The organism is Microbacterium sp. S1037, assembly GCF_048381605.1.
In the GTDB taxonomy this organism is placed as follows: Bacteria; Actinomycetota; Actinomycetes; order Actinomycetales; family Microbacteriaceae; genus Microbacterium; species Microbacterium testaceum_B.
Map to the genome: position 1 here is coordinate 1,733,384 of NZ_JBLWIG010000001.1, position 24,972 is coordinate 1,758,355.

The 24,972-nt window shown below is 69.4% G+C and carries 22 protein-coding genes; 9 read left to right on the forward strand and 13 right to left on the reverse strand.

From position 1 onward, the window contains the following. Positions 1-16: 16 nt before the first annotated feature. From ACMW4R_RS07800 to sdhC, 5 genes are all read right to left on the reverse strand, one after another. On the reverse strand, positions 17-1,216 hold the full coding sequence (locus ACMW4R_RS07800) for a YihY/virulence factor BrkB family protein (RefSeq protein WP_193752626.1): 1,200 nt from the start codon (positions 1,214-1,216) through the stop codon (positions 17-19). A gap of 95 nt (positions 1,217-1,311) precedes the next feature. Then, positions 1,312-2,097, reverse strand: coding sequence for a succinate dehydrogenase iron-sulfur subunit (locus ACMW4R_RS07805; RefSeq protein ID WP_058595522.1), 786 nt, complete (start codon positions 2,095-2,097; stop codon positions 1,312-1,314). A 1-nt stretch (position 2,098) separates the two neighbouring features. Further along, entirely contained in the window at positions 2,099-3,928 is a 1,830-nt protein-coding gene (gene sdhA / locus ACMW4R_RS07810; RefSeq protein WP_418299599.1) for a succinate dehydrogenase flavoprotein subunit, read from the reverse strand. Between the two features lie 46 nt (positions 3,929-3,974). Then, positions 3,975-4,433 (reverse strand): succinate dehydrogenase hydrophobic membrane anchor subunit, encoded by a 459-nt coding sequence (locus tag ACMW4R_RS07815; RefSeq protein ID WP_058595520.1) that lies wholly within the window; start codon positions 4,431-4,433, stop codon positions 3,975-3,977. Further along, a complete protein-coding gene (gene sdhC, locus ACMW4R_RS07820) occupies positions 4,433-4,867 on the reverse strand; it encodes a succinate dehydrogenase, cytochrome b556 subunit (RefSeq protein ID WP_013583715.1) in 435 nt (144 codons plus the stop codon). Before sdhC ends, ACMW4R_RS07815 begins: the two co-directional genes overlap by 1 nt. A 221-nt stretch (positions 4,868-5,088) precedes the next feature. On the opposite strand from sdhC, the gene ACMW4R_RS07825 reads away from it, so the two are divergent. The 8 genes from ACMW4R_RS07825 to ACMW4R_RS07860 all read left to right on the forward strand — a co-directional run bounded on the left by ACMW4R_RS07825 (position 5,089) and on the right by ACMW4R_RS07860 (position 14,700). Next, positions 5,089-6,204 carry a mannose-1-phosphate guanylyltransferase gene (locus ACMW4R_RS07825; protein ID WP_058595519.1) on the forward strand — a complete coding sequence of 372 codons (1,116 nt, stop codon included), beginning with the start codon at positions 5,089-5,091 and terminating at the stop codon, positions 6,202-6,204. Between the two features lie 197 nt (positions 6,205-6,401). After that, a complete protein-coding gene (locus tag ACMW4R_RS07830; RefSeq protein ID WP_241490533.1) occupies positions 6,402-7,508 on the forward strand; it encodes a BMP family lipoprotein in 1,107 nt (368 codons plus the stop codon). Between the two features lie 161 nt (positions 7,509-7,669). Further along, entirely contained in the window at positions 7,670-9,190 is a 1,521-nt protein-coding gene (locus ACMW4R_RS07835) for an ABC transporter ATP-binding protein (protein ID WP_418299600.1), read from the forward strand. Continuing rightward, on the forward strand, positions 9,187-10,551 hold the full coding sequence (locus ACMW4R_RS07840) for an ABC transporter permease (protein ID WP_418299601.1): 1,365 nt from the start codon (positions 9,187-9,189) through the stop codon (positions 10,549-10,551). The genes ACMW4R_RS07835 and ACMW4R_RS07840 overlap by 4 nt, the downstream gene beginning before the upstream one ends. Further along, complete coding sequence (locus tag ACMW4R_RS07845; RefSeq protein WP_058595517.1) at positions 10,548-11,840, forward strand: ABC transporter permease; 1,293 nt, start codon at positions 10,548-10,550, stop codon at positions 11,838-11,840. Before ACMW4R_RS07840 ends, ACMW4R_RS07845 begins: the two co-directional genes overlap by 4 nt. Before the next feature lie 42 nt (positions 11,841-11,882). Then, a complete protein-coding gene (locus ACMW4R_RS07850) occupies positions 11,883-12,284 on the forward strand; it encodes a cytidine deaminase (RefSeq protein WP_058595516.1) in 402 nt (133 codons plus the stop codon). Next, positions 12,281-13,570: a thymidine phosphorylase gene (locus tag ACMW4R_RS07855; protein WP_418299602.1), complete on the forward strand. Its 1,290-nt coding sequence runs from the start codon at positions 12,281-12,283 to the stop codon at positions 13,568-13,570. Before ACMW4R_RS07850 ends, ACMW4R_RS07855 begins: the two co-directional genes overlap by 4 nt. Before the next feature lie 23 nt (positions 13,571-13,593). Next, a complete protein-coding gene (locus ACMW4R_RS07860; RefSeq protein WP_418299603.1) occupies positions 13,594-14,700 on the forward strand; it encodes an adenosine deaminase in 1,107 nt (368 codons plus the stop codon). 299 nt (positions 14,701-14,999) lie between these two features. On the opposite strand, the gene ACMW4R_RS07865 is transcribed toward ACMW4R_RS07860, so the two are convergent. The 8 genes from ACMW4R_RS07865 to ACMW4R_RS07900 form a co-directional block, all read right to left on the reverse strand. Further along, complete coding sequence (locus ACMW4R_RS07865) at positions 15,000-15,848, reverse strand: type IV toxin-antitoxin system AbiEi family antitoxin domain-containing protein (RefSeq protein ID WP_418299604.1); 849 nt, start codon at positions 15,846-15,848, stop codon at positions 15,000-15,002. 243 nt (positions 15,849-16,091) lie between these two features. Beyond that, positions 16,092-16,874 (reverse strand): alpha/beta hydrolase, encoded by a 783-nt coding sequence (locus tag ACMW4R_RS07870; RefSeq protein ID WP_418299605.1) that lies wholly within the window; start codon positions 16,872-16,874, stop codon positions 16,092-16,094. Positions 16,875-16,980: 106 nt separating this feature from the next. After that, the gene (locus ACMW4R_RS07875; protein WP_418299606.1) at positions 16,981-18,132 is read right to left on the reverse strand and encodes a mannitol-1-phosphate 5-dehydrogenase; all 1,152 of its coding nucleotides are present in this window, start codon (positions 18,130-18,132) and stop codon (positions 16,981-16,983) included. Continuing rightward, positions 18,129-18,566 (reverse strand): PTS sugar transporter subunit IIA, encoded by a 438-nt coding sequence (locus ACMW4R_RS07880; protein ID WP_058612989.1) that lies wholly within the window; start codon positions 18,564-18,566, stop codon positions 18,129-18,131. Before ACMW4R_RS07880 ends, ACMW4R_RS07875 begins: the two co-directional genes overlap by 4 nt. Positions 18,567-18,669: 103 nt before the next feature. Next, entirely contained in the window at positions 18,670-20,340 is a 1,671-nt protein-coding gene (locus ACMW4R_RS07885) for a PTS mannitol transporter subunit IICB (RefSeq protein WP_058595510.1), read from the reverse strand. Positions 20,341-20,444: 104 nt separating this feature from the next. Then, positions 20,445-22,142, reverse strand: coding sequence for a phosphoenolpyruvate--protein phosphotransferase (gene ptsP, locus ACMW4R_RS07890; protein ID WP_081317240.1), 1,698 nt, complete (start codon positions 22,140-22,142; stop codon positions 20,445-20,447). 28 nt (positions 22,143-22,170) lie between these two features. Further along, positions 22,171-22,446 carry an HPr family phosphocarrier protein gene (locus ACMW4R_RS07895; RefSeq protein WP_013583700.1) on the reverse strand — a complete coding sequence of 92 codons (276 nt, stop codon included), beginning with the start codon at positions 22,444-22,446 and terminating at the stop codon, positions 22,171-22,173. A gap of 3 nt (positions 22,447-22,449) precedes the next feature. Next, positions 22,450-22,797: a PTS sugar transporter subunit IIB gene (locus tag ACMW4R_RS07900; protein ID WP_058629048.1), complete on the reverse strand. Its 348-nt coding sequence runs from the start codon at positions 22,795-22,797 to the stop codon at positions 22,450-22,452. A 123-nt stretch (positions 22,798-22,920) separates the two neighbouring features. On the opposite strand from ACMW4R_RS07900, the gene ACMW4R_RS07905 reads away from it, so the two are divergent. Next, positions 22,921-24,894 carry a BglG family transcription antiterminator gene (locus ACMW4R_RS07905; RefSeq protein ID WP_418299607.1) on the forward strand — a complete coding sequence of 658 codons (1,974 nt, stop codon included), beginning with the start codon at positions 22,921-22,923 and terminating at the stop codon, positions 24,892-24,894. The last annotated feature ends 78 nt before the right edge of the window (positions 24,895-24,972 follow it).

Sequence of the window (24,972 nt, forward strand, 5' to 3'; positions counted from 1 at the left end):
TCCGACATCGGGCCGGTCAGTCGGGGAGGAGCGACGTGCGACGCGGCGCGGGCACAGCAGCCTGCGCCTGAGCGAGGTTCCTCCGGGCCGCGGCGACCCGTCGGCGTGCCCGCCAGCGCCACGGCCAGCGGGCGGTCGCGGCCGCACGCTCGGCCTCGCGCACCCCCACCTGCGCGGCGATGACGAGAGCCGCCTGCTCCATCGCGAGCCTGTCCTCGGGCGAACGCAGGGGCACATCACGGTCGCCCGCCGCGACGGCGATCCAGGCAGCCGACACGAGGATGACGATCCCGATGAGGCGGAACCAGAGGAGGAAACCGATGAGGGCGGCGAACGTTCCGAGGAGGGGGTTCGTCGGGGTGTAGACGAGGAGGAATCCCGCACCGATCTGCAGCACGACCATTCCGCCGGCGCCGACGAGTGCGCCCGGCCAGGCCCGCCGCCAGCTCAGGCTCGTCCCCGTCAAGAAGCGGAAGAGCGCGGCGAGCGCCAGGGTGTTGACCCCGAAGGCGACCAGGGCCGAGATCGCCCGCGCACCGATCGTCCACCCGGGTGTCTCGCGATCCCACCCGAGGATGCCGAACACGAGGTCGACGGCGCCTGTGGTGATGGAACCGAGCAGGGCGCCGACCAGGAGCGCGAGCCCGAACAACAGCGATGCGACGAAGTCACGGGCCTTCAACAGCGCGTAGTTTCGCATGTCGAAGGGGAGGCCGAACGTGTCGCGTACCGCGCGGCGGGTGAAGGTCACGAACCCGATCGCCGTCCAGATGACGACGATCGCCGCGATGGCACCCGTGATGCCGAGCAGCTTCCCGCTCTCCTGCGCGACGGCCTCGACCTTGTCGGGCTGCACCAGGCCGTTCTTGCTGATGAGCCCCGGGATGTAGCTGTTGATGATGCCGATGAGTCCGTCAATCGCAGCCTTGCTTCCGCCCAGCCAGATCCCCACCGCCGCGAACGACAGGTACAGCGCGGAGAAGACGGCGAACAGCCCCTGGTAGCTCATCCCCGCGGCGAGCAGGAAACCGTTGTGCTGGAGGAAGTGCCGCCAGACCCGGATCGGGAACCACTGCACGACTTTGGCCGCCCGTGCGAGCGGTTCGTCGAGGCGCTCCCGCACCGCCAGCTGAGCCGCGTCGAAGCGGTCGCGCAGCGTGCGCTCCTCTTCGCCGGCCGCGGGGAGCGGGCGCGGGTCGTGGCGGCTGTCGGTCACGCGTCGAGCCTAATGAATGGATGCCGCGGGGTCGGGCCCGCAGACGCCGAACGGCGGGTCCGCCTGCGCGCACCCGCCGTTCGAAGAGGGAGGGATCAGCGACCGCCGCGGAGGACGGCCTGCTTGACCTCGGCGATGGCCTTGGTGACCTCGATGCCGCGGGGGCACGCCTCGGTGCAGTTGAAGGTGGTGCGGCAGCGCCACACGCCCTCTTTGTCGTTGAGGATGTCGAGACGCACGTCGCCCGCGTCGTCGCGCGAGTCGAAGATGAAGCGGTGCGCGTTGACGATCGCGGCGGGACCGAAGTACTGACCGTCGGTCCAGAACACGGGGCACGACGAGGTGCACGCGGCGCACAGGATGCACTTCGTCGTGTCGTCGAAGACCTCGCGGTCGACGATCGACTGGATGCGCTCCTTGCCGGGCTCGGGCTTCGAGTTCGAGATGAGGAACGGTTGCACCTCGCGGTAGGAGGCGAAGAACGGCTCCATGTCGACGATGAGGTCCTTCTCGAGCGGCAGGCCCTTGATCGCCTCGACGTAGATCGGCTGCGAGATGTCGAGATCCTTGATCAGGGTCTTGCAGGCCAGGCGGTTGCGGCCGTTGATGCGCATGGCATCCGATCCGCAGATGCCGTGCGCGCACGAGCGGCGGAACGACAGCGAGCCGTCGACCTCCCACTTGATCTTGTGCAGCGCGTCGAGCACGCGGTCGGTCGAGTACAGCTCCACGTCGTAGTCGACCCAGCGCGGTTCATCGTCGACCTCGGGGTCGAAGCGGCGGATGTTGAAGGTGACGAGGAACGACTGGATGCCGGTGTCCTCAGGAGTCTGCTCGACCTCGTCCGAGGTGTCGACCTGCTCGATGACGGTGGATGCCATCTCAGTACTTCCTCTCCAGCGGCGGGTAGCGCAGCTCCCCGGCCTCGTTCTTGGTGAAGACCACGGGCTTCCAGCCGAGCTCGATGTGATCGGCGGGGTGCGACGAGTGGGGGTCGCCCGACAGGTACGCCATGGTGTGCTGCATGTACTTCTCGTCGTCGCGCGTGGGGAAGTCGTCGCGCATGTGACCACCGCGGCTCTCTTCGCGGTTCTGCGCCGAGTAGACGACGACCTCGGCCAGATCGAGCAGGAAGCCCAGCTCGACGGCCTCGAGCAGGTCGGTGTTGAAGCGCTTGCCCTTGTCGTCGACGTGGATGTTCTTGTAGCGCTCGCGCAGGTCGGCGATCACGTCCATGACGTGGGCGAGGGACTCGTGCGTGCGGAACACCTGCGCGCCCTTGTCCATCTCGTCCTGCAGCGTCTTGCGGAGCACCGCGATGCGCTCGGTGCCGCTGTTGTTGCGCAGGCCCTCGATGAGCCCGCGCACCTCGGCGGCGGGGTCTTCGGGCAGCGGCACGAAGTCGGCGGTCTTGACGTACTCGACCGCGTTGCGGCCGGCGCGCTTGCCGAAGACATTGATGTCGAGCAGCGAGTTGGTGCCCAGGCGGTTCGAGCCGTGCACCGACACGCACGCGCACTCGCCGGCGGCGTAGAGGCCCGGGACGACGGTGTCGTTGTCGGCGAGAACCTCGGCCTTGATGTTGGTGGGGATGCCGCCCATCGCGTAGTGAGCGGTCGGCATGACCGGCACCGGCTCGACGACCGGGTCGACACCGAGGTAGGTGCGGGCGAACTCGGTGATGTCGGGGAGCTTGGTCTCGAGCACCTCGGCGCCCAGGTGCGTGCAGTCCAGCAGCACGTAGTCGCGGTGGGGGCCGGCGCCGCGCCCCTCGGCGACCTCTTGGACCATGCACCGCGCGACGATGTCGCGGGGTGCGAGGTCTTTGATCGTGGGGGCGTAGCGCTCCATGAAGCGCTCACCGCTGGCGTTGCGCAGGATCGCGCCCTCGCCTCGAGCACCTTCGGTGAGAAGGATGCCGAGCCCGGCGAGGCCGGTCGGGTGGAACTGGAAGAACTCCATGTCCTCGAGCGGCAGGCCCTTGCGCCACACGATGCCGACGCCGTCACCGGTGAGGGTGTGGGCGTTGGAGGTGGTCTTGAAGATCTTGCCGAATCCGCCGGTCGCGAAGATGACGGCCTTCGACTGGAAGACGTGCAGCTCGCCCGTCGCGAGGTCGTAGGCGACGACGCCGGCGACCTGCGTCTTACCCGCGGCATCCTTCACCGTGATGAGGTCGAGCACGTAGAACTCGTTGAAGAAGTTGATGCCGAGCTTGACGCAGTTCTGGAACAGCGTCTGCAGGATCATGTGGCCGGTGCGGTCAGCGGCGTAGCATGCGCGACGCACCGGGCTCTTGCCGTGATCGGCCGTGTGGCCGCCGAAGCGGCGCTGGTCGATCTTGCCCTCGGGCGTGCGGTTGAACGGCAGGCCCATGTTCTCGAGGTCGATGACGGCGTCGATCGCCTCTTTGGCGAGGATCTCGGCGGCATCCTGGTCGACGAGGTAGTCGCCGCCCTTGATGGTGTCGAAGGTGTGCCATTCCCACGAGTCCTCTTCGACGTTGGCCAGAGCCGCGGCCATGCCGCCCTGCGCCGCACCGGTGTGCGAGCGGGTGGGGTAGAGCTTCGAGATGACGGCGGTCTTCGCGCCGGGGCCGGCCTCGATGGCCGCGCGCATGCCGGCGCCGCCGGCACCGACGATGACGACGTCGAACTGGTGGTAGTGGACGCCGTCCTTGACGATCGAGTCCGAGGAAGTCTGAGTGCTCACGTGTGCGATACCTCTGGTGTCAGGGGAGAGAAGGGATGCCACGGGCTTACGCCGCCTGGCACACGTCCCACAGGGAGCTGCTCTCGGTCACGCCGAGGCAGGGGTCGAAGGTGAAGACCACGAGGGTGCCGAGCAGGATGAGGAACCCGGCCGACAGCCAGAGCGACCACACGAGGACCTTGCGGACCGTGGCGTTCGTCACGTAGTCGTTCACGATCGTGCGCATGCCGTTGGCCCCGTGGATGAGGGCCAGCCACAGCATCAGGACGTCCCACCACTGCCAGAACGGCGAGGCGAGCTTGCCCGCGACGAAGGCGAAGTCGATCTGGTGGATGCCGTCGCCCGTCATCAGGTTGACGAACAGGTGGCCGAAGATGAGGACGATCAGCAGCACGCCGGAGGCGCGCATGTAGATCCATCCCCACTTCTCGAGGTTGGAGCCCTTCTTGCGCACGCTGGGGGTGCGCGGGGCGGGGATCGTGCTGGCTTCCTGGGCGACGGACATCAGTGGCTCCCGGTGACGGCGCTGAAGACGTTGATGAGGTGGCGCGGGGTGAAGCCGAGCATCGTCACGACCCAGAGGCCGAGCACGCCCCACCAGAGCTGACGCTGGTGACGCGTGGCCCAGGGCCAGAAGTCGACGAGGATGATGCGCAGACCGTTGAAGGCGTGGTACGCGATCGCGCCGACGAGGGCGACCTCGCCGAGCCCCATGATCGGGTTCTTGTAGGTGCCGATCACCGCGTCGTACGCCTCAGGCGACACGCGGATGAGCGCCGTGTCGAGGATGTGCACGAGGAGGAAGAAAAAGATCGCCACACCCGTGATGCGGTGCAGGACCCATGACCACATGCCCTCGCGACCGCGGTACAGCGTTCCGCGTGGCCTCTTCGAGGTGGTCTCTTTCACCGACGGCGTGGCACGTGCTGGTGCTGACACGGTCGTCCTCCCTGATCGAACACGGTGGGGGAGCCGGCAGAGGCCCCAGGCGTCACACGGGCGCGAGGAAATACTACGTCCGAGCTATGAATCGAGGGGATTAGGGCGGCCTAACACTCTCTCGACATCGAGATACTTTCGGCCCTGCTCCGTGGCGCGCGTCACGTGTCCGCACACCGCCCGACAAGGGAGGGAAACACGATGCCACTAGGGTCGGTGCCATGGCAGACCCCGCTATCGACGACTTCTACGCCGTGATCCCCGCCGGGGGGATCGGGAGCAGGCTCTGGCCGCTCTCGCGCGCCGACGCCCCCAAGTTCCTCCACGACCTCACGGGGTCGGGGCAGACGTTGCTGCGCGACACGTGGGACCGCCTCGCTCCGCTGTCGGGAGAGGGCCGCATCGCCGTGGTCACCGGCCGCGCACACCGCGCCGCCGTGGAGCGCGAGCTCCCGGGCGTCCCCGACCACAACGTCTTCCTCGAGTCCGAGCCCCGGGACTCGTCGGCCGCGATCGGCCTCGCCGCCGCGATCCTCGTGCGCCGCGAGCCCGACGTCATCATCGGCTCGTTCGCGGCCGACCACGTCATCCGCCAGACGCGCCAGTTCGAGTTCGCGGTGCGCCAGGCCGTCGCCGTCGCGCGCGAGGGATACATCTGCACGATCGGCATCCAGCCGAGCGAGGCCTCGGTCGGGTTCGGCTACATCAAGCAGGCCGGCGAACTGATCGTCGACGGTGCCCCCGAGGCCTATATGGTGGAGCGCTTCGTCGAGAAGCCCGACCTCGACACCGCCAAGCAGTACTTCGAAGACCGGGCGTACCTCTGGAACGCGGGCATGTTCATCACCCGCGCGGACGTGCTGCTCGCCGAGCTCGCCGTAAACGAGCCCGAGCTCCATGCCGCGCTGCTCGAACTGGCCGAGGCCTGGGACGATCGAGATCGTCGTGGTCCCGCGGTCGATCGCCTCTGGCCGAGTCTGAAGAAGATCGCCATCGACTACTCGGTCGCCGAACCCGCCGCCGAGAAGGGGCGCCTCGCGGTCATCCCCGGTCACTTCGACTGGGACGACGTGGGCGACTTCGCGAGCCTGTCGAAGCTCAACTCCCACGGACGCAACGAACTGGCGATCCTCGGCGAGGGAGCGCGCGTGCTGGCCGACGCCTCGAGCGGCATCGTCGTCACCCAGACCAAGCGCGTGATCAGCCTCATCGGCGTGCGCGACATCGTCGTGGTCGACACCCCCGATGCCCTCCTGGTCACCACGGCCGAGAACGCCCAGCGCGTCAAGGGTGTCGTCGACGCGCTCAAGCTCACCGGTCGCGGCGACGTCCTGTAAGACACCGGATGCCAGGAGGCCTGGCATCCGGTTCCTCGCCGTGGAGTGCCGTGTGGCGGACGGATCACGCGAGATTGCGTCTTTGTAACCATTGCCGCGCACGGGGCCTCCCGGTGCACAAGCGGATCGTCACAGTGGGTAACGTGACGGGATCGTCCCCCGAACCCGTTGGGGGCCCCCGTCTTGGAGGACCATTCGTGAAGACCACGAAGAAGGCCGTTTTCAGCGGTCTCGCCATGATCGGCACCGCGGTGCTGCTCGCCGGCTGCGGCGCTGCACCCGAGAGCAACGGTTCGTCCGCGGCCGCCGGTGCCAGCGACTACCTGCCCTGCATGGTGTCCGACTCGGGTGGATTCGACGACAAGTCGTTCAACCAGCTCGGCAAGGAGGGCCTCGACGCCGCCGCCTCCGAGCTCGGCTCGAAGAAGCCCATCGAGGTGCAGTCGCAGTCCGAGACCGACTTCGCGTCGAACCTGCAGAACCTCGTCGACCAGGGCTGCAACACGATCATCACCGTCGGCTTCCTGCTGGCTCCCGCCGCTCTCGAATCGGCGAAGGCCAACCCCGACCTGCAGTACGTCTCGATCGACGACACCGTCGACCAGGACTTCGACGGCAAGACCGACGCGCCCAACATCAAGCCCATCATCTTCGACACCGCCCAGGCGGCGTACCTCGCCGGCTACCTGGCGGCGGGCACCTCGAAGACCGGCGTCGTCGGCACCTTCGGCGGCATGAACATCCCGACCGTCACGATCTTCATGGACGGCTTCGCGCAGGGCGTCGAGAAGTACAACGCCGACAACGGCACCTCGGTTCGCGTCGTCGGTTGGGACCGCACCGCGAAGGACGGCTCGTTCACCGGTGGCTTCGAGGCCAACGACACCGCGCGCCAGACCGCGCAGGCTCTCATCGACCAGAACGTCGACGTGCTCCTGCCCGTCGGTGGCCCGATCTACCAGTCGGCCGCCGTCGCCATCCAGGACGCCGGTCGCGAGATCGCCATGGTCGGTGTGGACGCCGACGTGTACGAGACCGACACCGACCCGAACGTCCAGAAGATCCTGCTGACCTCGATCCTCAAGGGAATCGACGTCGGCACCAAGGACGCCATCGTCGCCGCGGGTGAGGGCAACTTCGACACCGCTCCGTTCATCGGCACGCTCGAGAACGACGGCGTGGGCCTGGCGCCTTACCACGACTGGTCCGACCGCGTGTCGTCCGACCTGACCGCGAAGGTCGACGCCCTCAAGGCCGACGTCATCAGCGGCAAGATCAAGGTCGAGTCCTACCTGGCCGGCTGAGAGAACCCACTCTCCGGGGGAGGTCGGCGTCTTGCCGGCCTCCCCTCCTCATGAAGCGGGCGGATCCCGCCCGCTTCGCCAGACTCCGATCCGCCCACAAGGCCGGTCGGTCTCGTCGGATGCCTCCCGCGTCCGATGCCACAGAACTTAGGATCGGGAACATGAAGCTCGAACTCCGCGGGATCACGAAAACCTTCGGATCCCTGGTGGCGAACGATCACATCGACCTCACCGTGGAGGCCGGAGAGATCCACTGCCTGCTCGGCGAGAACGGTGCCGGCAAGTCCACCCTCATGAACGTCCTCTACGGCCTCTATCATGCCGATGGCGGAGAGATCCTGCTCGACGACGTCGTCCAGCACTTCTCCGGCCCCGGTGACGCCATGCGCGCCGGTATCGGCATGGTGCACCAGCACTTCATGCTCATCCCCGTCTTCACCGTCGCCGAGAACGTCATGCTCGGGCACGAGCCCACCAAGATCGGCGGGCGCCTCGACCTCGCCGCTGCGCGCGCCAAGGTGCGCGAGATCTCGGACCGCTTCGGGTTCGACGTCGACCCCGATGCCCTCGTCGACGACCTCCCCGTCGGCGTGCAGCAGCGTGTCGAGATCATCAAGGCGCTCTCGCGCGATGCCAGGGTGCTGGTCTTCGACGAGCCCACCGCCGTCTTGACGCCGCAGGAGACCGACGAGCTGATGGCCATCATGCGTCAGCTGCGCGACGCGGGCACCTCGATCGTCTTCATCACGCACAAGCTGCGCGAGGTGCGCGAGGTCGCCGACCGCATCACGGTCATCCGCCTCGGCAAGGTCGTCGGAGAAGCCGAGCCCACCGCATCCAACGCCGAACTGGCCTCGCTCATGGTGGGCCGCGCCGTCGAGCTCACGGTTCAGAAAGAGCCACCGACCCTCGGCGAGGTCGGCCTGCGGGTCTCGAACCTCACGGTCGTCGACGCGATCGGTCAGCTCGTCGTCAATGACGTCAGCTTCGACGTCCGTCGCGGCGAGGTGCTCGCGATCGCGGGTGTCCAGGGCAACGGGCAGACCGAACTCACCGAAGCGCTGCTGGGCCTGCAGGAGCGCGTCGAAGGGTCCATCGTGCTCGACGGCTCCGAGCTGAACGGCCGGAGCGTGCGCGCCGTGCTCGACGCGGGCGTCGGCTTCGTCCCCGAGGACCGCAAGGAAGACGGTCTCGTGGGGGAGTTCTCCATCGCCGAGAACCTCATGCTCGACCGCGCCGACGGGGCGCCGTTCATCAAGGGCGGAGCGATCCAGCTCTCGACGCTCGCCGACTTCGCTCGCGAGAAGGTGTCGGAGTTCGACGTGCGGACGCCCTCGATCGAGACCCCCGTCGGGCGTCTGTCGGGCGGCAACCAGCAGAAGGTCGTGCTCGCGCGCGAGCTCAGCCGCGACCTGCGGCTCTTCGTGGCGGCGCAGCCCACTCGCGGTGTCGACGTCGGGTCCATCGAGTTCATCCACAAGCGCGTCATCGAGACGCGCGACTCCGGCGTCCCCGTCATCGTCGTCTCGACCGAGCTCGACGAGGTCACGGCCCTGGCCGACCGCATCATGGTCATGTATCGCGGTCGCGTCGTGGGCATCGTCCCCGGAGACACCTCGCGTGACGTGCTCGGCCTCATGATGGCCGGCGAAGCGCCCCAGAACGAAGGAGTCGCCGCGTGAGCGATTCGCACAGCCCCCACGACCCGACCGCCGCGCGCGCGGATCGCGCCGCCGAGGTCGCGGAGGCCGGTCAGGCCGACCTCGCGCTCGAGGGCAGCGCCGTCGTCGATCCCGTCTCGGGCGCCCGCACGGTCGCTCCGGAGCCGGCGGCCGATGAGAACCGCTGGCGTCGCGCCTTCCGCGAGATCGCGACGGGCAACGCGATCATCTCGGTTCTCGCGGTGGTCCTCGCCCTGATCGTCGGCGCGATCATGATCGCCGCCACCGACGAGAACGTGCAAGCGGCCTCCGCGTACTTCTTCGCCCGTCCGGGCGACACGCTCTCCGCCATCTGGACCTCGGTGTCGGGTGCGTACTCGTCCTTCTTCCAGGGCGCGATCTACAACTTCCGTCGCCCGGAGTTCGCCACCGGCATCCGCCCGCTGACCGAGACGCTCACCTTCGCGACGCCCCTGATCGCGGCGGGTCTCGGTGTCGCCCTGGCGTTCCGCGTCGGTATGTTCAACATCGGTGGCCGCGGCCAGATGCTGGTGGCGGCCGCCGCGGGCGGCTGGGTCGCCTTCGCGTTCGATCTGCCGTGGGGCATCCACATGATCGTCGCTCTCGTCGCGGGTGTCGTCGCCGGTGCGCTGTGGGCCGGGATCGCGGGTGTGCTCAAGGCGCGCACCGGCGCGCACGAGGTGATCGTCACGATCATGCTCAACTACGTCGCGTTCTACATCGTGTACTACCTGCTGCGCACCCCCGGTCTGCTGCAGGCCCCGGGCTCGAACAACCCGACGACGCCGGCGATGAAGGACACGGCGGTGTTCCCCGACCTGCTCGGTTCGGGCTACAACCTCCATTTCGGCTTCATCCTCTCGATCGTCGCCGTCGCGGTGGTGTGGTGGATCCTCGAGCGGTCCTCGCTGGGCTTCCGCTTCCGTGCCGTCGGTCTGAACCCCCACGCCGCACGCGTCGCGGGCATCAACGTCAAGTCGATGTACATCTACGCGATGCTGATCTCCGGAGCCCTCGTCGGGCTCGCGGGTGTCGACCAGGTGCTCGGGACCGTCACCACCGGCTTCTCGAGCGGCATCGACGCCGGTATCGGCTTCGACGCCATCACCGTGGCGCTGCTCGGCCGCTCCACTCCCGTCGGCGTGCTGGTCGCCGGCATCCTGTTCGGTGCGTTCAAGGCCGGCGGCTTCGCCATGCAGGCCGCCAACGGCGTGCCCGTCGACATCGTCCTCGTCGTGCAGTCGCTGATCGTGCTGTTCATCGCGGCGCCGCCGCTGGTGCGCGCGATCTTCCGCCTGCCGAACCCCGGAGCGCGCCCCTCGAAGGCTCGCGTCGCCAAGAAGAAGGAGGCGGCCCGGTGACCACCACCGCCGCACAGCCCGAGGCTGCCGCGCCCGCGCTCGACAAGGCCGTCGTCGTCGGCTGGAAGGCGCCCATCGTCTACGGCGTGATCACGCTGCTGGCGCTCGTGCTCTTCGTCATCGCCCGCCAGGACGGCGACGCGGTCTTCCGCATCTCCAGCCCCGGCGAGTTCCTCCAGTTGCCCGAGGTCGTGCTCGGCGGCGTCGTCACCGGCATCGTCTGCACGGTGCTGCTCGCCGCGGTCACCGTGGTGAGCGCGCTGATGGTGCGCGCCCGCCGTCGTCCGCCCATCTGGCTCGCCGTCATCTTCGCGCTCGTCTTCATGGTCGGCTTCCTGACGTGGGCTGCCGCGGGTGCCACGACGGCGGTCATCCCGCTCACGGGCCTTCTCGCCGGTGGGCTCAGTCTGTCGGTGCCGTTGATCTTCGGTGCCATGGCCGGCGTGCTGAGCGAGCGCGTGGGTGTGGTCAACATCGCGATCGAGGGTCAGATGCTCGCGGGCGCCTTCACCTCGGCGGTCGTCGCGACCGCGACGGGCAACCCCTTCGTCGGTCTGCTCGCGGCTGCCGTGTCGGGCGTTCTCGTGTCGTTCGTGCTGGCGGCTTTCGCCATCAAGTACTTCGTCGACCAGGTGATCGTCGGTGTCGTGCTGAACGTGCTCGTCGTCGGCCTGACGAGCTTCCTGTTCTCGCAGGTCCTCTCGCCGAACGCCACCACGCTCAACTCGCCGCCGCGCTTCCCGCGCCTGCCCATCCCCGTGCTCGCGGACATCCCGATCATCGGTCCGATGCTCTTCAACCAGACGATCATCGTGTACCTGATGTACGTCACGGTCGCCCTGGTCTACGTCGGCCTCTTCCACACCCGCTGGGGTCTGCGCCTGCGTGCCGTGGGCGAGCACCCGCAGGCCGCCGACACCGTCGGCATCAACATCGCCAAGACCCGCTTCTGGAACGTCTCCCTCGGCGGCGCCATCGCCGGCCTCGGCGGCGCGTTCTTCACGCTCGGCTCCGTCGGCGCGTTCAACAAGGAGATGACGGCCGGTGCCGGTTACATCGCCCTGGCGGCGGTCATCTTCGGCCAGTGGGACCCGATCCGCGCGACGCTCGCGGCTCTGCTCTTCGGCTTCGCGTCGAACCTGCAGAACACCCTCGGCGTCATCGGTTCACCCGTGCCCAGCGAGTTCATGCTGATGCTGCCGTACGTGGTCACGATCTTCGCCGTCGCCGGTCTCGTCGGAAAGGTCCGCGGCCCCGCGGCCGCCGGTAAACCGTACGTCAAGGGCTGACCCAGCCCGCTTTCCCTTCACGAGAGGACCCCCTGCTCCACGATGACCGACATCGATTGGGACGAACTCCGTTCCGCCGCGACGGAAGCCATGCACCGCGCGTACGCGCCCTACTCCCGCTTCAAGGTGGGCGCTGCAGCGCTCGTCGCCGACGGCCGCATCGTCTCGGGGTGCAACGTCGAGAACGCCTCGTACGGCGTGACGCTGTGCGCCGAGTGCGGACTGGTGTCCGAGCTGCACATGTCGGGCGGTGGCCAGTTGGTCGCGTTCGTCTGTGTCGACGGTGAGGGGCGCACGCTCATGCCGTGCGGACGCTGCCGTCAGCTTCTGTTCGAGCACGCGATCCCGGGCATGCTGCTCGAGACCGTCAGTGGCATCCGCACGATCGACGAGGTGCTGCCCGACGCCTTCGGTCCGCGCGACCTCGAGGAGGCGGCGCGATGAGCACCGAGCAGTACGACGCCGTCGACATCATCCGCGCGCAGCGCGACGGGCGGGCGATCACCGAGGGCGAGATCCGCTGGCTGGTCGACGCCTACACGCGTGGCTACGTCATGGACGCGCAGATGTCGGCGTTCACGATGGCGGTCCTGCTGAACGGCCTCGGCCGTGACCAGATCCGTGTGCTCACCGACGCGATGATCGCCTCGGGCGAGCGCATGGACTTCGGATCCCTCGGCAAGGTCACCGTCGACAAGCACTCCACCGGGGGAGTGGGCGACAAGATCACCCTGCCGCTCGCCCCGCTGGTCGCCGCCTTCGGTGTCGCCGTGCCGCAGCTCTCGGGCCGTGGACTCGGCCACACCGGCGGCACGCTCGACAAACTCGAGTCGATCCCGGGGTGGCGCGCGGCGCTCTCGAACGACGAGATCATGGCCCAGTTGCGCGACGTGGGTGCGGTCATCTGCGCCGCCGGCACGGGGCTGGCCCCCGCCGACAAGAAGCTCTACGCGCTGCGCGACGTCACGGGCACCGTCGAGGCGATCCCGCTGATCGCGTCGAGCATCATGTCGAAGAAGATCGCCGAGGGCACCGACTCGCTCGTGCTCGACGTGAAGTTCGGCTCCGGCGCCTTCATGCAGGACATCGACCGCGCGCGCGAGCTCGCTGAGACGATGGTCGCCCTCGGCACCGACTCGGGCGTGAACACCACGGCCCTGCTCACCGACATGAACACCCCGCTGGGTCTCGCCATCGGCAACGCCAACGAGGTGCGCGAGTCGGTCGAGGTCCTGGCCGGAGGCGGCCCCGCCGACGTCGTCGAGCTGACCGTCGCCCTGGCGCGCGAGATGTTGACGCTCGCCGGCCGGCCCGACGCCGACGTGGAAGCAGCGCTGAAGGACGGCCGCGCGATGGACGTCTGGAACCGCATGATCCGTGCGCAAGACGGAGATCCGGATGCCGCCCTCCCCACGCCGCGCGAGACCCACACGGTCGTCGCCGAGCGCTCCGGCGTCGTCACCCGCGTCGAGGCGCTGCCCTTCGGCATCGGAGCCTGGCGCCTGGGTGCCGGACGCGCGCGCGCCGAGGACGCCGTCGTGCACGCCGCGGGCATCGACCTGCACGTGACCGTGGGACAGTCCGTCACCGTCGGTCAGCCGCTGTTCACCCTGTCGGCCGACGACGCGTCGCGCTTCGAGCGTGCCCTGGGTGCCGTCGAGGGAGCGCTGGAGATCGGCGACACCGCTCCGGCAGCGTCGCCGCTCGTGCGCGAACGGATCACCGCGTAATGGCATCCGGGAAGAAGGGCTCCATGGCATCCGAAGAATTCCGCATGGGGCGGACGAAGATCGCCGATCTGCCCAAGGTCTCTCTGCACGATCACCTCGACGGGGGTCTCCGCCCGCAGACGGTGCTCGAGCTGGCCGACGAGATCGGTCTCGACCTGCCCGCCGACGACGCGAAGGGTCTCGAGGCGTGGTTCTCCGACCACATCGACGGCGGCTCGCTCGAGGACTACCTCGAGAAGTTCTCGGTCACGGTCGGCGTGATGCAGACGCGCGAGGGCCTCGTGCGCACGGCGAAGGAGTTCGTCGAGGATCTCGCCGCCGACGGCGTCGTGTACGGCGAGGTCCGGTGGGCTCCGGAACAGCACCTCACCCGCGGCCTCAGTCTCGACGACGTCGTGGATGCCGTGCAGGAGGGTATCGAAGCGGGAGAGGATGCCGCCGACGCCCGCGGTCACGACATCCGCGTCGGCCAGCTGCTCACCGCCATGCGTCACACCGACAACTCGCGCGAGATCGCCGAGCTCGCCGTCGCGTGGCGCGGGCGGGGCGTCGTCGGTTTCGACCTCGCCGGAGCCGAGGACGGGTTCCTCCCCAGCCGTCACCGCGCGGCGTTCGAATACCTCGCGGAGCAGTTCTTCCCCACAACGGTGCACGCCGGCGAAGGGGCGGGGCTGGCATCCATCCGTTCCGCTCTTATCGACGGACGCGCGCTGCGTCTCGGCCACGGCGTGCGCATCGCCAACGACCTCGACGTCGTCTCGCGCGAGGGTGAGGAGGTGCAGGTCACCTTCGGCGACCTGGCCCGCTGGGTGCGCGACCGCGAGATCACCCTCGAGCTGTCGCCGACGTCGAACCTGCAGTCGGGGGCCGTCACGGCCTGGGGCGCCACGATGGACGCCCACCCGTTCGACCTGCTGTACCAGCTCGACTTCTCGGTCACCGTGAACGTCGACAACCGCCTGATGAGCGCGACCACGCTCACCCGCGAGCTGGGGCTGCTGGCGCAGGCGTTCGAGTACGACCTCGACGACCTCGAGGCGTTCCAGCTCAACGCCGCCGCCGGAGCGTTCCTGCCGGTGGAGGAGCGCGAGGAGCTGATCGAGATCATCTCGGAGGGCTTCCAGCGCTGAGTAGCGCTGTCAGAGGCGCGGGCCGTTCTCGGTCCGCGCCTCTTCGCGTCCCGGCGGGCGGGTTCGCCGCGGGAGCGTGCGAAACTCCTGAGTTTCGCGCTCAAGACGTCGGTGAGGCTCCGTTCGCACCCCCAACCGCTCACTTTCTCAGGAGTTTGGCTCGCCCGGCTGTTCGCCCGCCCACGCCGCACCCGGGCGACGCGCAGTGCCGGCCGGTGAACAGTGCCGGGGCGAGACTCCTGAGAATCCGGCCGCGCGGCGCCGGAAGCGGGCCTCGCCGGGGCTGCCCGGGCCAACACTCAGGAGTTTCGCCCGGGGATGCCGTGCGCCAGGACGCGCTCGAGCGTGGCGCGGACGCGGTCGGGGTGGTAGAGGATGTCTTCGGCGAGCAGGCGGAGCGTGACGTACCCACGCTCCAGCGCTGCCATGTCGCGACGCCGGTCGCTCTTGTGAACGCGCCAGGTGCCGTGGAACTGCTCGCTGTCGCACTCGATGATGAGCCACCCGTCCACGAGGAGATCCACCCGACCGACGCCGTTGATGCGCACCTGCAGATCCACCGCGCAGCCGAGGTGTCGAAGGAGCAGCCGGACGAGGGTCTCGGTCCCCGCCTCGGCGCGCGAGTCCAACAGTCCACGCAACACACGGAAGCGACGAGGTACGCGAGCGAAAACCTCGTCGATTCCGGCCTCGTCGACCAGCCCGAGGTGCCAAGCGCTGTCGAGCGTCGCGACGGCCGATCGCGGCGGTTGGCATCGGATCGCTTGCGCGAGGGCCTCGACGACGTCGACCGTGAGCCGCTCTCGTGCCGCCGCCGACGGACGCCAGTGATACACGACGCCGGTGGGTGTTGGAGGGCGGCGACTGGCAAGCGGGTCCTGCTGAACGTGGCAGCCGGAGCGGCGATGGACGAACACTCCCCGCAGGGCGAGGAGGCTGACGCAGGCCAGACGCCCGCCCATACGCGCGGCAGCGACGACGTCATCCTGCGTACCGGCTGCGACGTACCGGCCCTGCCGCACACGCGTGAGGATTCCGTCGGCGACGGCGCGGGCGAGAGAGCGACGCGACCAGCCCGCCGCGTGAAGGTCGCGTGTCGCCCACACCACCTCGTCGTTCTGCTGGTGCCCGATATCGACGGATGCCATCGCCCCACCCTGACGGTTCCGGCCGGCGTCGTCGGGAGACGGACGCAGATCTGTGGAGAACTGCGGTGGGAGGAGGAGCAGTGGGCCGCGCCCTCACGCGTGCGAAACTCCTGACTTCCGTGCTTGGACCGGCGCCCAGCCGCGGCACGCACGGGCGGCGGATGGATTTATCAGGAGTTTCGCCCGCGCTGGCGTCTGCCCCGGCGCGGGACCCGCGCGGGCGGCAGCGCGCGGCGCACCCGCCTACGGCTGCGGCAGGAAGCCGGCGAGCTCCTCGGCGATCACACGGTCGACCTCGGCAGGGTCCGCGGTGGGGGTGCCGTCGCCCGGCTGCGGGCCGTACGCACCGAACGACGCGTGTGAGGCGCCGGGGATCTCGACGAAGGTGGCGTTCGCGGGCAGTTCGGCCTTGGCATCCGCGATTTTCTGCGGGGTGCTCAGGCCGTCTTCGGAACCGGACAGGCTGAGTACCGGGATACCGGATGCCGAGAGGTCGTTCGCGCAGTACGAGGCGAACAGCACGAGCGCGTCGGCGTCGGCCGCGAGCTGGCACGCGCGCACCCCGCCCAGGGAATGTCCGCCGACCGCCCACACCGCGACATCCGGTGCGAGATCGGTGAACGTCGAGAGCGGGCGCGGGTCGAAGAACGCGAGGTTCAGCCACGGACGGGTGATGACCACCGTGACGCCGTCATCGACCACCGTGTCGGCGAAGGTCGCGATGTAGCCCTCGGCCTCCACCTTGGCGCCGGGGATGAAGACCAGGCCGTGGCCGGTCGCCCCCGACGTCGGCGAGAGCAGGATGCCTGCACCGGAGTCGGTGATCGTCAGCCCGGGATTCGCCTCGGCTTCGGCCAGCGGGCCCGCCTCGGGACCCATCACGCCGACCTGGCTGTAGATCAGGATGCCGCCGCCGAGCAGGACCACGAGCGCGCCCAGGCCAGCGAGGGTCCACCGCAGCCAGCGCCGGCGCCGGCGACGGCGGGGAGCAGGGGCGGAGTCGGCGGGGGTCGCGCGGTCGGTCACGTTTCGAGCGTATCCCCGTGCGCCGGAACGATACCGGCGCTGGACACGACGCCGCCGACGTGGCCCGTGGGCGGCACGTCGGCGGTGATGTCCGAGCGGAGACGCGTCAGGCGCCGATCGCCGCCTTTCGTGCGGCGACGATCTCGACCACGCGGGCGAACAGAGGGTGCGAGGGCTCCAGGCCCGTCACCTCGGAGGTGAACGCCTCGGCCTCGAGATCGCGCAGCATGCGCTGCAGGTCGACGGCCTGGACGTCTTCGGCATCCTGGAACTCGAGGGCGGCGGCCATCGCGGCGACGAGGGCGTCGACGGGGAGGCCGCGCTCGACCGCCTCGGCGGCGGGACCGACGAAGCGTTCGTGGCGCGAGAGCTTGCGCAGCGGCTGCCGTCCCACGCGCCACACGGTGTCGGGGAGAGCGGCGTTGCGGAAGCGGCGCAGGATCGTCGCGCGATACTCGCCCTGCACGTCGGCGTCGAGCTCGTGCTTCTCGACGAGCAGGGCGCTCGTCTCCTCGAGAGCAGCCTCGACCTTCGCCGCAATAGTCGGGTCGGCCAGGGCGTCGGAGATGCGGTCGATTCCCGCCTGCGCACCGAAGTACGCCGTGGTCGCGTGGCCGGTGTTGACCGTGAAGAGCTTGCGTTCGATGTACGGCTCGAGGTCGTCGACGAAGTGCGCGCCGGGGATGTGCGGCGGCGTGTCGCCGAACGGCGGACGCTCGATGGCCCACTCGTAGAACGGCTCGACGGTGACGTCGACACCGCCCTGCGCCTGCGCGGGGACGATGCGGTCGACCGCGGTGTTGGCAAAGACGGCTCGGGACGCCAGGGCGTCCCACGACTCGCCGGCGAGCTCGACCATGTGCTCGCGCAACTGGTCGGTCGCCCCGATCGCGTTCTCGCACGCCATGACCTGCAGGGGAGCGAGCGCCGGGTCGCGCAGGGCGAGGCCGGCGACGATGTGCGGAGCCACGAACTTCAGGATGGTGGGGCCGACGGCCGTGGTCACCACGTCGGCGGTGGCGATCTCGTCGACGAGAGCCTCGGCATCCACCGAGCTGTCGATCGCGCGGAAGTTCGTCACCTCCTTGTCGACGCCGCCCTCGCCCACCTCGTGGACCGTGTACGACGACGCGTCGTTAATGGCGGAGACGAGGGCGGCGGAGACGTCGGAGAACACGAGGTCGTACCCGCCCTCGTGGAGCAGCAGTCCGACGAAGCCGCGCCCGATGTTGCCGGCGCCGAAGTGGACGGCCTTCATGCGTTGACGGACCCGGAGAGCGCCTCGAACAGTTCCTCGGGCGACGAGGCCGCCTTCAAACGCGCGACGTCGTCTTCCTCCGAGAAGAGGATCGCGATCTGCGACAGGATCTCGAGGTGCTCGTCGCCCTTGCCGGCGATGCCGATCACGAAGGTGACGGGCTCTCCGCCCCAGTCGACACCGCCGTCGTAGCGGACGACCGAGAGGCCCGACTCGAGGATCGCCTGCTTGGTCTCGTTCGTGCCGTGGGGGATGGCGAGCTCGTTGCCCATGTAGGTCGACACGGTCTCCTCGCGTGCCTGCATGGCCGCGAAATACTCGGCGGTGACGGCACCGGTGGCCTGGAGCAGGTCGGCCGCTTCCTTCATCGCCTCCTCGCGGGTGGCGCTTCCGGGGTGGATGCGGACGGATTCGATGCGGAGGACGTTCGACATGGGTTCTCGCCTTTCTCGTCGTGCTGTCCAGCCTCGCAAACCGCGGGCCGGACGGGAAGACGGAGGGGCCGGGGTTGTGCCCCAGCCCCTCCGTGCTAGGGGATTACTTCGCCTGGTGCTGCGAGCGGACCATTTCGACGACCTCGTCGTACTTCGGCGAGTTCATGAAGTTGTCCACCGACACGTGCACCGCGTCGGGCGACTGCGCCTTGGCGCGGTCGGTGAGCTGGTTCTGCGTGATGATCAGATCGGCCGAGCCGTCGAGGTTCGCGATCGCCTGATTGGTGACCGTGACGCCCTCGATGCCGGCCTTCTTGATCTTGTTGCGCAGGACGCTCGCGCCCATCGCCGAGGAGCCCATGCCGGCGTCGCAGGCGAACACGATGGTGTTCAGCTGCTTGGTGGCCACGCCGCCTTCGAGCCCGCCCAGGGCGCCGTCGACGTCGCTCTCGGCGGCGTCGGTCGTGCCCGCGCCGGTGGTGCCGGCCGCACGAGTGCGCAGGGCGCCGAGGGTCGCGGACTCCTTGCCCTTGTTCGCGGCGGTCTGGTCGATGGCCGCGGCGAAGCTGTCGCCCTCGGCCTCCTGGTCGCGCTTGCGCGAGGCGCGGAGGATGATGCCGGCGATGAGGAACGTGACGACCGCCGCGACGACCACCGAGAGGTAGACCACCAGGACGTTGCCCACGCCGCCACCGGCGGCCGCGGCCGTCACGGCGATGATGCTGCCGGGCGCGGCCGGGAAGGCGAGGCCACCACCGAAGATCATGTTCACGGCCACACCCGAGGCGCCACCGGCGATGAGGGCCAGGATCGTCATGGGCTTGGCGAGCGCGTACGGGAAGTAGATCTCGTGGATGCCACCGAAGAACTGGATGACGATGGCGCCCGGAGCCGAGGCCTTGGCCGCGCCGATCCCGAAGAAGGTGAAGGCGAGGAGCAGACCCAGGCCGGGGCCGGGGTTCGCCTCGATCAGGAACAGGATCGACTTGCCCGATTCGGCAGCCTGTTCGATGCCCAGCGGGGTGAACACGCCGTGGTTGATGGCGTTGTTGAGGAACAGCACCTTGGCCGGCTCGACGATGATCGAGAGGACCGGCAGCAGGTTGAACTGCACGAGGAACGCGACGATGCTGCCGAGGACCGCGCTGATGCCGAGGAAGACGGGACCGAAGGCGAAGAAGCCGACGATCGCGAGGACCATGCCGAGGATGCCGGCGGAGAAGTTGTTCACGAGCATCTCGAAGCCGGGGCGGATCTTGCCGTCCCACAGCTTGTCCATCTGCTTGGTGATCCAGGCCGCGAGCGGCCCCATGATCATCGCGCCGAGGAACATCGGAATGTTGGTGCCCACGATCACGCCCATCACGGCGATGGTCGCGACCACGCCACCGCGCGCGCCGTAGACGATGCGTCCGCCGGTGTTGGCGATGAGCAGGGGCAGCAGGTAGGTGATCATCACGCTGACCAGGCCGACGTAGCCCTGGTAGGTGCTGCCGTCCTCGTTCGCGGTGAGGGCGGTCATGGCGCCGGGCCAGTTGATGGTCGCGGCGTTTCCGCCGCCGCCGAGGATCTCCGCGACGGGAGCCCAGTGCCAGGCCTCGCCGAACGGGCTCTTCGCCCCGAAGAAACCGGCGGGGATGAAGAGCATCGTGATGAAGCCCCATGCGATGAACGCCGCGATGTTCGGCATGATCATGCCGGAGAGGAACGTTCCGAATCGCTGAACCGCGATCCGTGCCCCTCCCGGCTTCTTGGCGGGTGACGTCGTCGTCATTGCTGTGTCTCCTTGGTGTGGTGCACGGCGGGGGCCGCGCTGTTGGGGGATGACGGCTCGCGCCGTGGTGCAGGTGGGGGCGGCTGTCACCGCCCCCGGGTGGTTCACGAGGCCGCGGGAACGGCCTCACGGGTCGAGGAAGCGGCCTGGGCAGCTTCGCGGGCGGATGCCGCGTCGTCGGCGGACAGGGCGGCCTCGGCGATGCGCAGGGCATCGTCGAGGGTGTGGCTGAGGAGGGTGGCGCGAACGTCCGCGAGCGCGGTGGGGGCCATCGACAGCGTGGTCGCACCGAGCCCGACGAGGACGACGGCGAGCAGCGGGTCGGCCGCCGCCTCCCCGCAGATGCCGACGGGCTTGCCGTTTACGCGGCCCGCCGCGCCGACCTCGCGGATGAGGCGGAGGACGGCCGGATGCCACGGGTCCTGGAACGACGCGACCGAACCGAGCAGCCGGTCGGCGGCGAGCGTGTACTGCGTGAGGTCGTTGGTCCCGATCGAGACGAAGTCCGCGATCTGGAGGATGCGGTCCGCCATCAGCGCGGACGAGGGGACCTCGACCATGACGCCCGTGGTCTTCAGGCCGTAGTCGCGGGCCAGCTCGGTGAAGTAGCGGGTCTCCTCGACGGTGGACACCATGGGGGCCATGACCCACAGGTCGGCCGGTCCGGCCTCGGTCTTGCGGGTCGCGGCATCCGCCTCCGCCAGTGCGGTCAGCTGCTCACGGAGGATGTCCTCGCTCGCGCGGAGGGCGCGCAGGCCGCGGAGGCCCAGGGCCGGGTTCTCCTCGTGTGCGTCGTTGAGGAACGGCAGCGGCTTGTCGGCGCCGGCGTCGAGCATGCGCACGACGACCTTCTTGCCGGGGAAGGCGCTGAGTAGCTCGGTGTACGCGGCGCGCTGCTCCTCGACGGTCGGGGCCGAGCTGGAGCTGAGGAAGAGGAACTCGGTGCGGAACAAGCCGACGCCCTCGGCCCCCAGCTCGACGGCCTCGGCGGCGCCGCCCGGCTTTCCGAGGTTGGCGAGCAGCGGCACCTTCGTGCCGTCGGCCAGGGCACCGTCGGTGATCGGAGCCGAGGCCGCGGCCGCGCGCGCGTCGGCGCGGTTCTGCGCACGTGCCAGGTCGTCGTCGCTCGGGTCGACCGTGACGACGCCGGCGGCGGCGTCCACGATCACGGACTGTCCGTCGACGAGGTCCTTCGCACCTGCGGCGCCGACCACCGCGACGATCGACTTCTCGCGGGCGAGGATCGCGGTGTGCGAGGTGGGGCCGCCCTCGGTCGTGACCAGCGCCAGCACCTTGTCGAGGTCGAGCAGGGCGGTGTCGGCGGGGGCGAGGTCCTTCGCGACGAGCACGAACGGGTGGCCGGGATCGGGGATGCCGGGGGCCGCGACGCCGCGCAGGCGCGCGATGACGCGCTGGGCGACGTCGTCGAGGTCGGCGGCGCGCTCGCCGAGGTAGCCGCCGAGGGCGACGAGCTGCTCACGGAACGAGGCGAAGGCGTCGTGCACGGCGAACTCGCCGGTCTTGCCGGCGGCGAGACGGCTGTCGACCTCGGCTTCGAGGGTCGGGTCCTCGGCGATCATCGCCTGCGCCTCGAGCACGTCGCGGGCGGCGCCGCCCGCCTGCGCCCCGCGGGCCTCGAGCTCGCGCGCGACGGCGCCGATGGCCTCGCGCACGCGCGCGGTCTCGTCCTCGACGCTCAGCTCGCTCTTCGCGTCCTTCGGGGCGGGCAGGGGCTCCGCCATACGCGCGATGGGTCCCTGGGCGACGCCCAGTCCGATTCCGACTCCACGGAGTTCCGTCATGGTGCTGTTCTTCCTTTGCTGGGCGTCTTTACGCGGCGTCGTGGTCGGTGGTCAGCAGTTCGCTGAGGCGGTCGATGGTGGCCTCGGCGGTGTCGCCGTCGGCGGTGAGGGTGACGTAGTCGCCGTACTCCAGGCCCAGCGCGATGATGCCGAGGATGCTCGCGGCGTTCACCGGCGACCCCGCGTCCTTGGCGATGGTCACGGGGATGCCGGACTCCTTCGCCGCCTGGGCGAAGAGTTTGGCGGGGCGGGCGTGGAGGCCGTGCGACGATCCGATGCGGACCGTCCGGGTGAGGCGGGGCATGCGTCACTCCTTCTCGTGGGTCAGAAGCGGTCGGGCGCTGAGCGTTCCCTGGGCGAGCGCGCCCTGGACGAGCGCGAGCGTGCGGCTGCCGTCGAGGTCGGTGAAGACGTCGGGGGGCAGCAGCACCACGTGGACGCCTCGCGTCGCGGCATCCCGTCGAATTCCGTCGAGATCCGCTTCGAGGTGCGGACCGACGAGGACGATGTCGCACGCATCGAGGTCGATCGGGAGCGAACGCAGCGTTCCCGCGGAGGCGGCGTAGTCGAGGCCGCGCTCATGGGCCGCGCGGCGTACCCGCTGCGCGACGAACGTGCTGGACGCACCCGCACCACAGACCACCAGGATCCTCATCGAACCCGCCTCCTTACCTCTCGATTGTCCAGAAGCCGCTCCCAGCGGACAACCAGGTTCGTTTCCCACCCCCCGGAACGTGGATGCCGGTCGCCCGCGCCGCCACCCGGGTCGCGTGGTTGGATGGAGGGAGCGCTGCCATACCGGGCGCGGCGCGGAGGACGGATCGTGACGACGAAAGCTCGCCAAGACCGCCTGCTGGCCCTGTTGCTGCGCGACGGGGAGTGGTCGACGGCTGCGTCCCTGGCGGACGCCCTCGGGGTGACCCCGCGGAGCGTTCGCTCCTACGTGACCGCGATCAACGCCCGCGTCGGTGGCGTGAGCGCGATCGAGTCGGGACCCCTCGGCTACCGGGCCGGCAGCGACGCCGCCGCCGCGCTCCGGGCGAACGGGGGATCGGATGCCGGGACCCCCCGCGATCGCCTCCACACCCTGGTGCGGCGCCTCCTCGACTCGGCCGACGGCATCGACGTCTTCGAGACGGCCGACGCCCTGCACGTCAGCGCGGCCACGCTCGAAGCGGATCTCTCACGCGTGCGGGGGCTGCTCGGCGGGACCGAGCTGACGCTCGAGCGCTCGGCATCCCTCGCTCGTCTCCGCGGGACCGAGGTCGCGCAGCGCCGCTTGCTGTCGAAGCTCGCGCACGACGAGATGGATGCCGGGCACTTCGACCTCGACGCGCTGCGGCGCACGCTCGGCGAGAGGTCGGTCGGAGCCCGGGCCTTCGGTCCCTTCAAGGCCGAGCTGGTCGCCGAGCTCGGCGCCCTGGGCTACTTCGTGAACGAGATCGGCATCGGCGACGTCGTCATGCACATCGCGATCGCCGCGGACAGGACCACCCGCGATCGCGCCCTCGGGTCGACCGGTGCGGACGTGTCGGATGCCGCGGCTGCGGTCGCGGACCTGTTGGACCGTCTGACCCTCAAGCACATCGGGGTGCAGCTCGGGCAGGGAGACCTCCGTCATCTCGCGACCCTGGTGCTCACGCGGATCGTCGCTCCGGGCGCCCCCGCGGCCGACGACGTGCGTTCCCGCCTGTCGCCCGAGGTCGAGGCCGCCGTTCGCGCGGTCGTCGAGGCGGCGGCATCCCAGTTCCTCGTCGACATCGCGCACGAGGACTTCATCCTGCGCCTCGCGCTCCACGTGCAGAACCTGCTGCACCGCTCTCGTGAGCAGGCGTGGTCGCGCAACCCCCTGACGCGGTCGCTGAAGTCGACGTACCCGATGATCTTCGAGGTGGCGGTGTACATCGCGACCGGACTTCAGGATTCGCTGGGCATCCCGATCCTCGATGATGAGATCGCCTACGTGGCGATGCATGTCGGCGGGCGCCTCGAGCGCAGCCGCCGCGCCGATCAGCTCCTCACCGCGACGATCGTGTGCCCGGGGTACTACGAACTGCACGAGCTGCTGCGCTCCAGCGTCGACCGTTCGCTCGGGCAGGCGATCGAGGTCGTCGGCGTCGAGACGCGCATCGATCCCGTCTGGGAGGGCATCGACACCGACCTGGTGCTCACGACGATCGACCCGCCCCGCACCGGCGACCGGTTCGTCCGCATCCAGCCGTTCCTCACCGACACCGACGTCGAGCGCGTGCAGGCTGCTGCCGGGCGCGTGCGGCGGGGGAGGCGACTGGCGCGTCTGCGTGCGGAGCTGGAGCGCTACTTCTCTCCCGACGCGTTCGTGCGCGGTCTCGACGGCGCCGAGGGTGAGGCAGGCGTCATCCGGGATCTGGGCGCGCTGCTGACGAACCAGGGGGTCATCGACGACGACTACGTCACCCGGGCCGTCGAACGGGAGGCCATTTCGTCGACGGCGTTCACCGACGCCCTCGCGGTGCCCCACGCGATGGGGATGACGGCGACCCAGACACGGATCGCGATCGGCATCGCCGACCCCTCGATCGCGTGGGGCGAGGGTCGCGTGCAGGTCGTGGCCCTCGTGGCGTTCAGCGAGGCCGACCGCGAGGCGTTCCAGACGGTGTTCGAGCAGTTCGTCGAGGTGTTCAGCGAGCGCGAGAGCGTGCAGCGCATCGTGCGACGCGGCACGGACTTCGCGGCGTTCCTCGACGAGCTGGTCGCGGTGATCGACGGCTGACGCCCGCGTGACCCGTCGGTGCGCCGCGCCGATCCGCCCGACGGTGCGTTCCCGCCCATGGCGGATGCGCCTTCGGGG

Excerpts from the sequence above, each read along its gene's own strand:
- ACMW4R_RS07805 (WP_058595522.1), bottom strand. The coding sequence starts at position 2,097 with ATGGCATCCACCGTCATCGAGCAGGTCGACACCTCGGACGAGGTCGAG.
- ACMW4R_RS07815 (WP_058595520.1), bottom strand. The coding sequence starts at position 4,433 with ATGTCCGTCGCCCAGGAAGCCAGCACGATCCCCGCCCCGCGCACCCCC.
- ACMW4R_RS07825 (WP_058595519.1), top strand. The coding sequence starts at position 5,089 with ATGGCAGACCCCGCTATCGACGACTTCTACGCCGTGATCCCCGCCGGG.
- ACMW4R_RS07835 (WP_418299600.1), top strand. The coding sequence starts at position 7,670 with ATGAAGCTCGAACTCCGCGGGATCACGAAAACCTTCGGATCCCTGGTG.
- ACMW4R_RS07850 (WP_058595516.1), top strand. The coding sequence starts at position 11,883 with ATGACCGACATCGATTGGGACGAACTCCGTTCCGCCGCGACGGAAGCC.
- ACMW4R_RS07855 (WP_418299602.1), top strand. The coding sequence starts at position 12,281 with ATGAGCACCGAGCAGTACGACGCCGTCGACATCATCCGCGCGCAGCGC.
- ACMW4R_RS07860 (WP_418299603.1), top strand. The coding sequence starts at position 13,594 with ATGGCATCCGAAGAATTCCGCATGGGGCGGACGAAGATCGCCGATCTG.
- ACMW4R_RS07865 (WP_418299604.1), bottom strand. The coding sequence starts at position 15,848 with ATGGCATCCGTCGATATCGGGCACCAGCAGAACGACGAGGTGGTGTGG.
- ACMW4R_RS07875 (WP_418299606.1), bottom strand. The coding sequence starts at position 18,132 with ATGAAGGCCGTCCACTTCGGCGCCGGCAACATCGGGCGCGGCTTCGTC.
- ACMW4R_RS07880 (WP_058612989.1), bottom strand. The coding sequence starts at position 18,566 with ATGTCGAACGTCCTCCGCATCGAATCCGTCCGCATCCACCCCGGAAGC.
- ACMW4R_RS07885 (WP_058595510.1), bottom strand. The coding sequence starts at position 20,340 with ATGACGACGACGTCACCCGCCAAGAAGCCGGGAGGGGCACGGATCGCG.
- ptsP (WP_081317240.1), bottom strand. The coding sequence starts at position 22,142 with ATGACGGAACTCCGTGGAGTCGGAATCGGACTGGGCGTCGCCCAGGGA.
- ACMW4R_RS07895 (WP_013583700.1), bottom strand. The coding sequence starts at position 22,446 with ATGCCCCGCCTCACCCGGACGGTCCGCATCGGATCGTCGCACGGCCTC.
- ACMW4R_RS07900 (WP_058629048.1), bottom strand. The coding sequence starts at position 22,797 with ATGAGGATCCTGGTGGTCTGTGGTGCGGGTGCGTCCAGCACGTTCGTC.
- ACMW4R_RS07905 (WP_418299607.1), top strand. The coding sequence starts at position 22,921 with ATGGAGGGAGCGCTGCCATACCGGGCGCGGCGCGGAGGACGGATCGTG.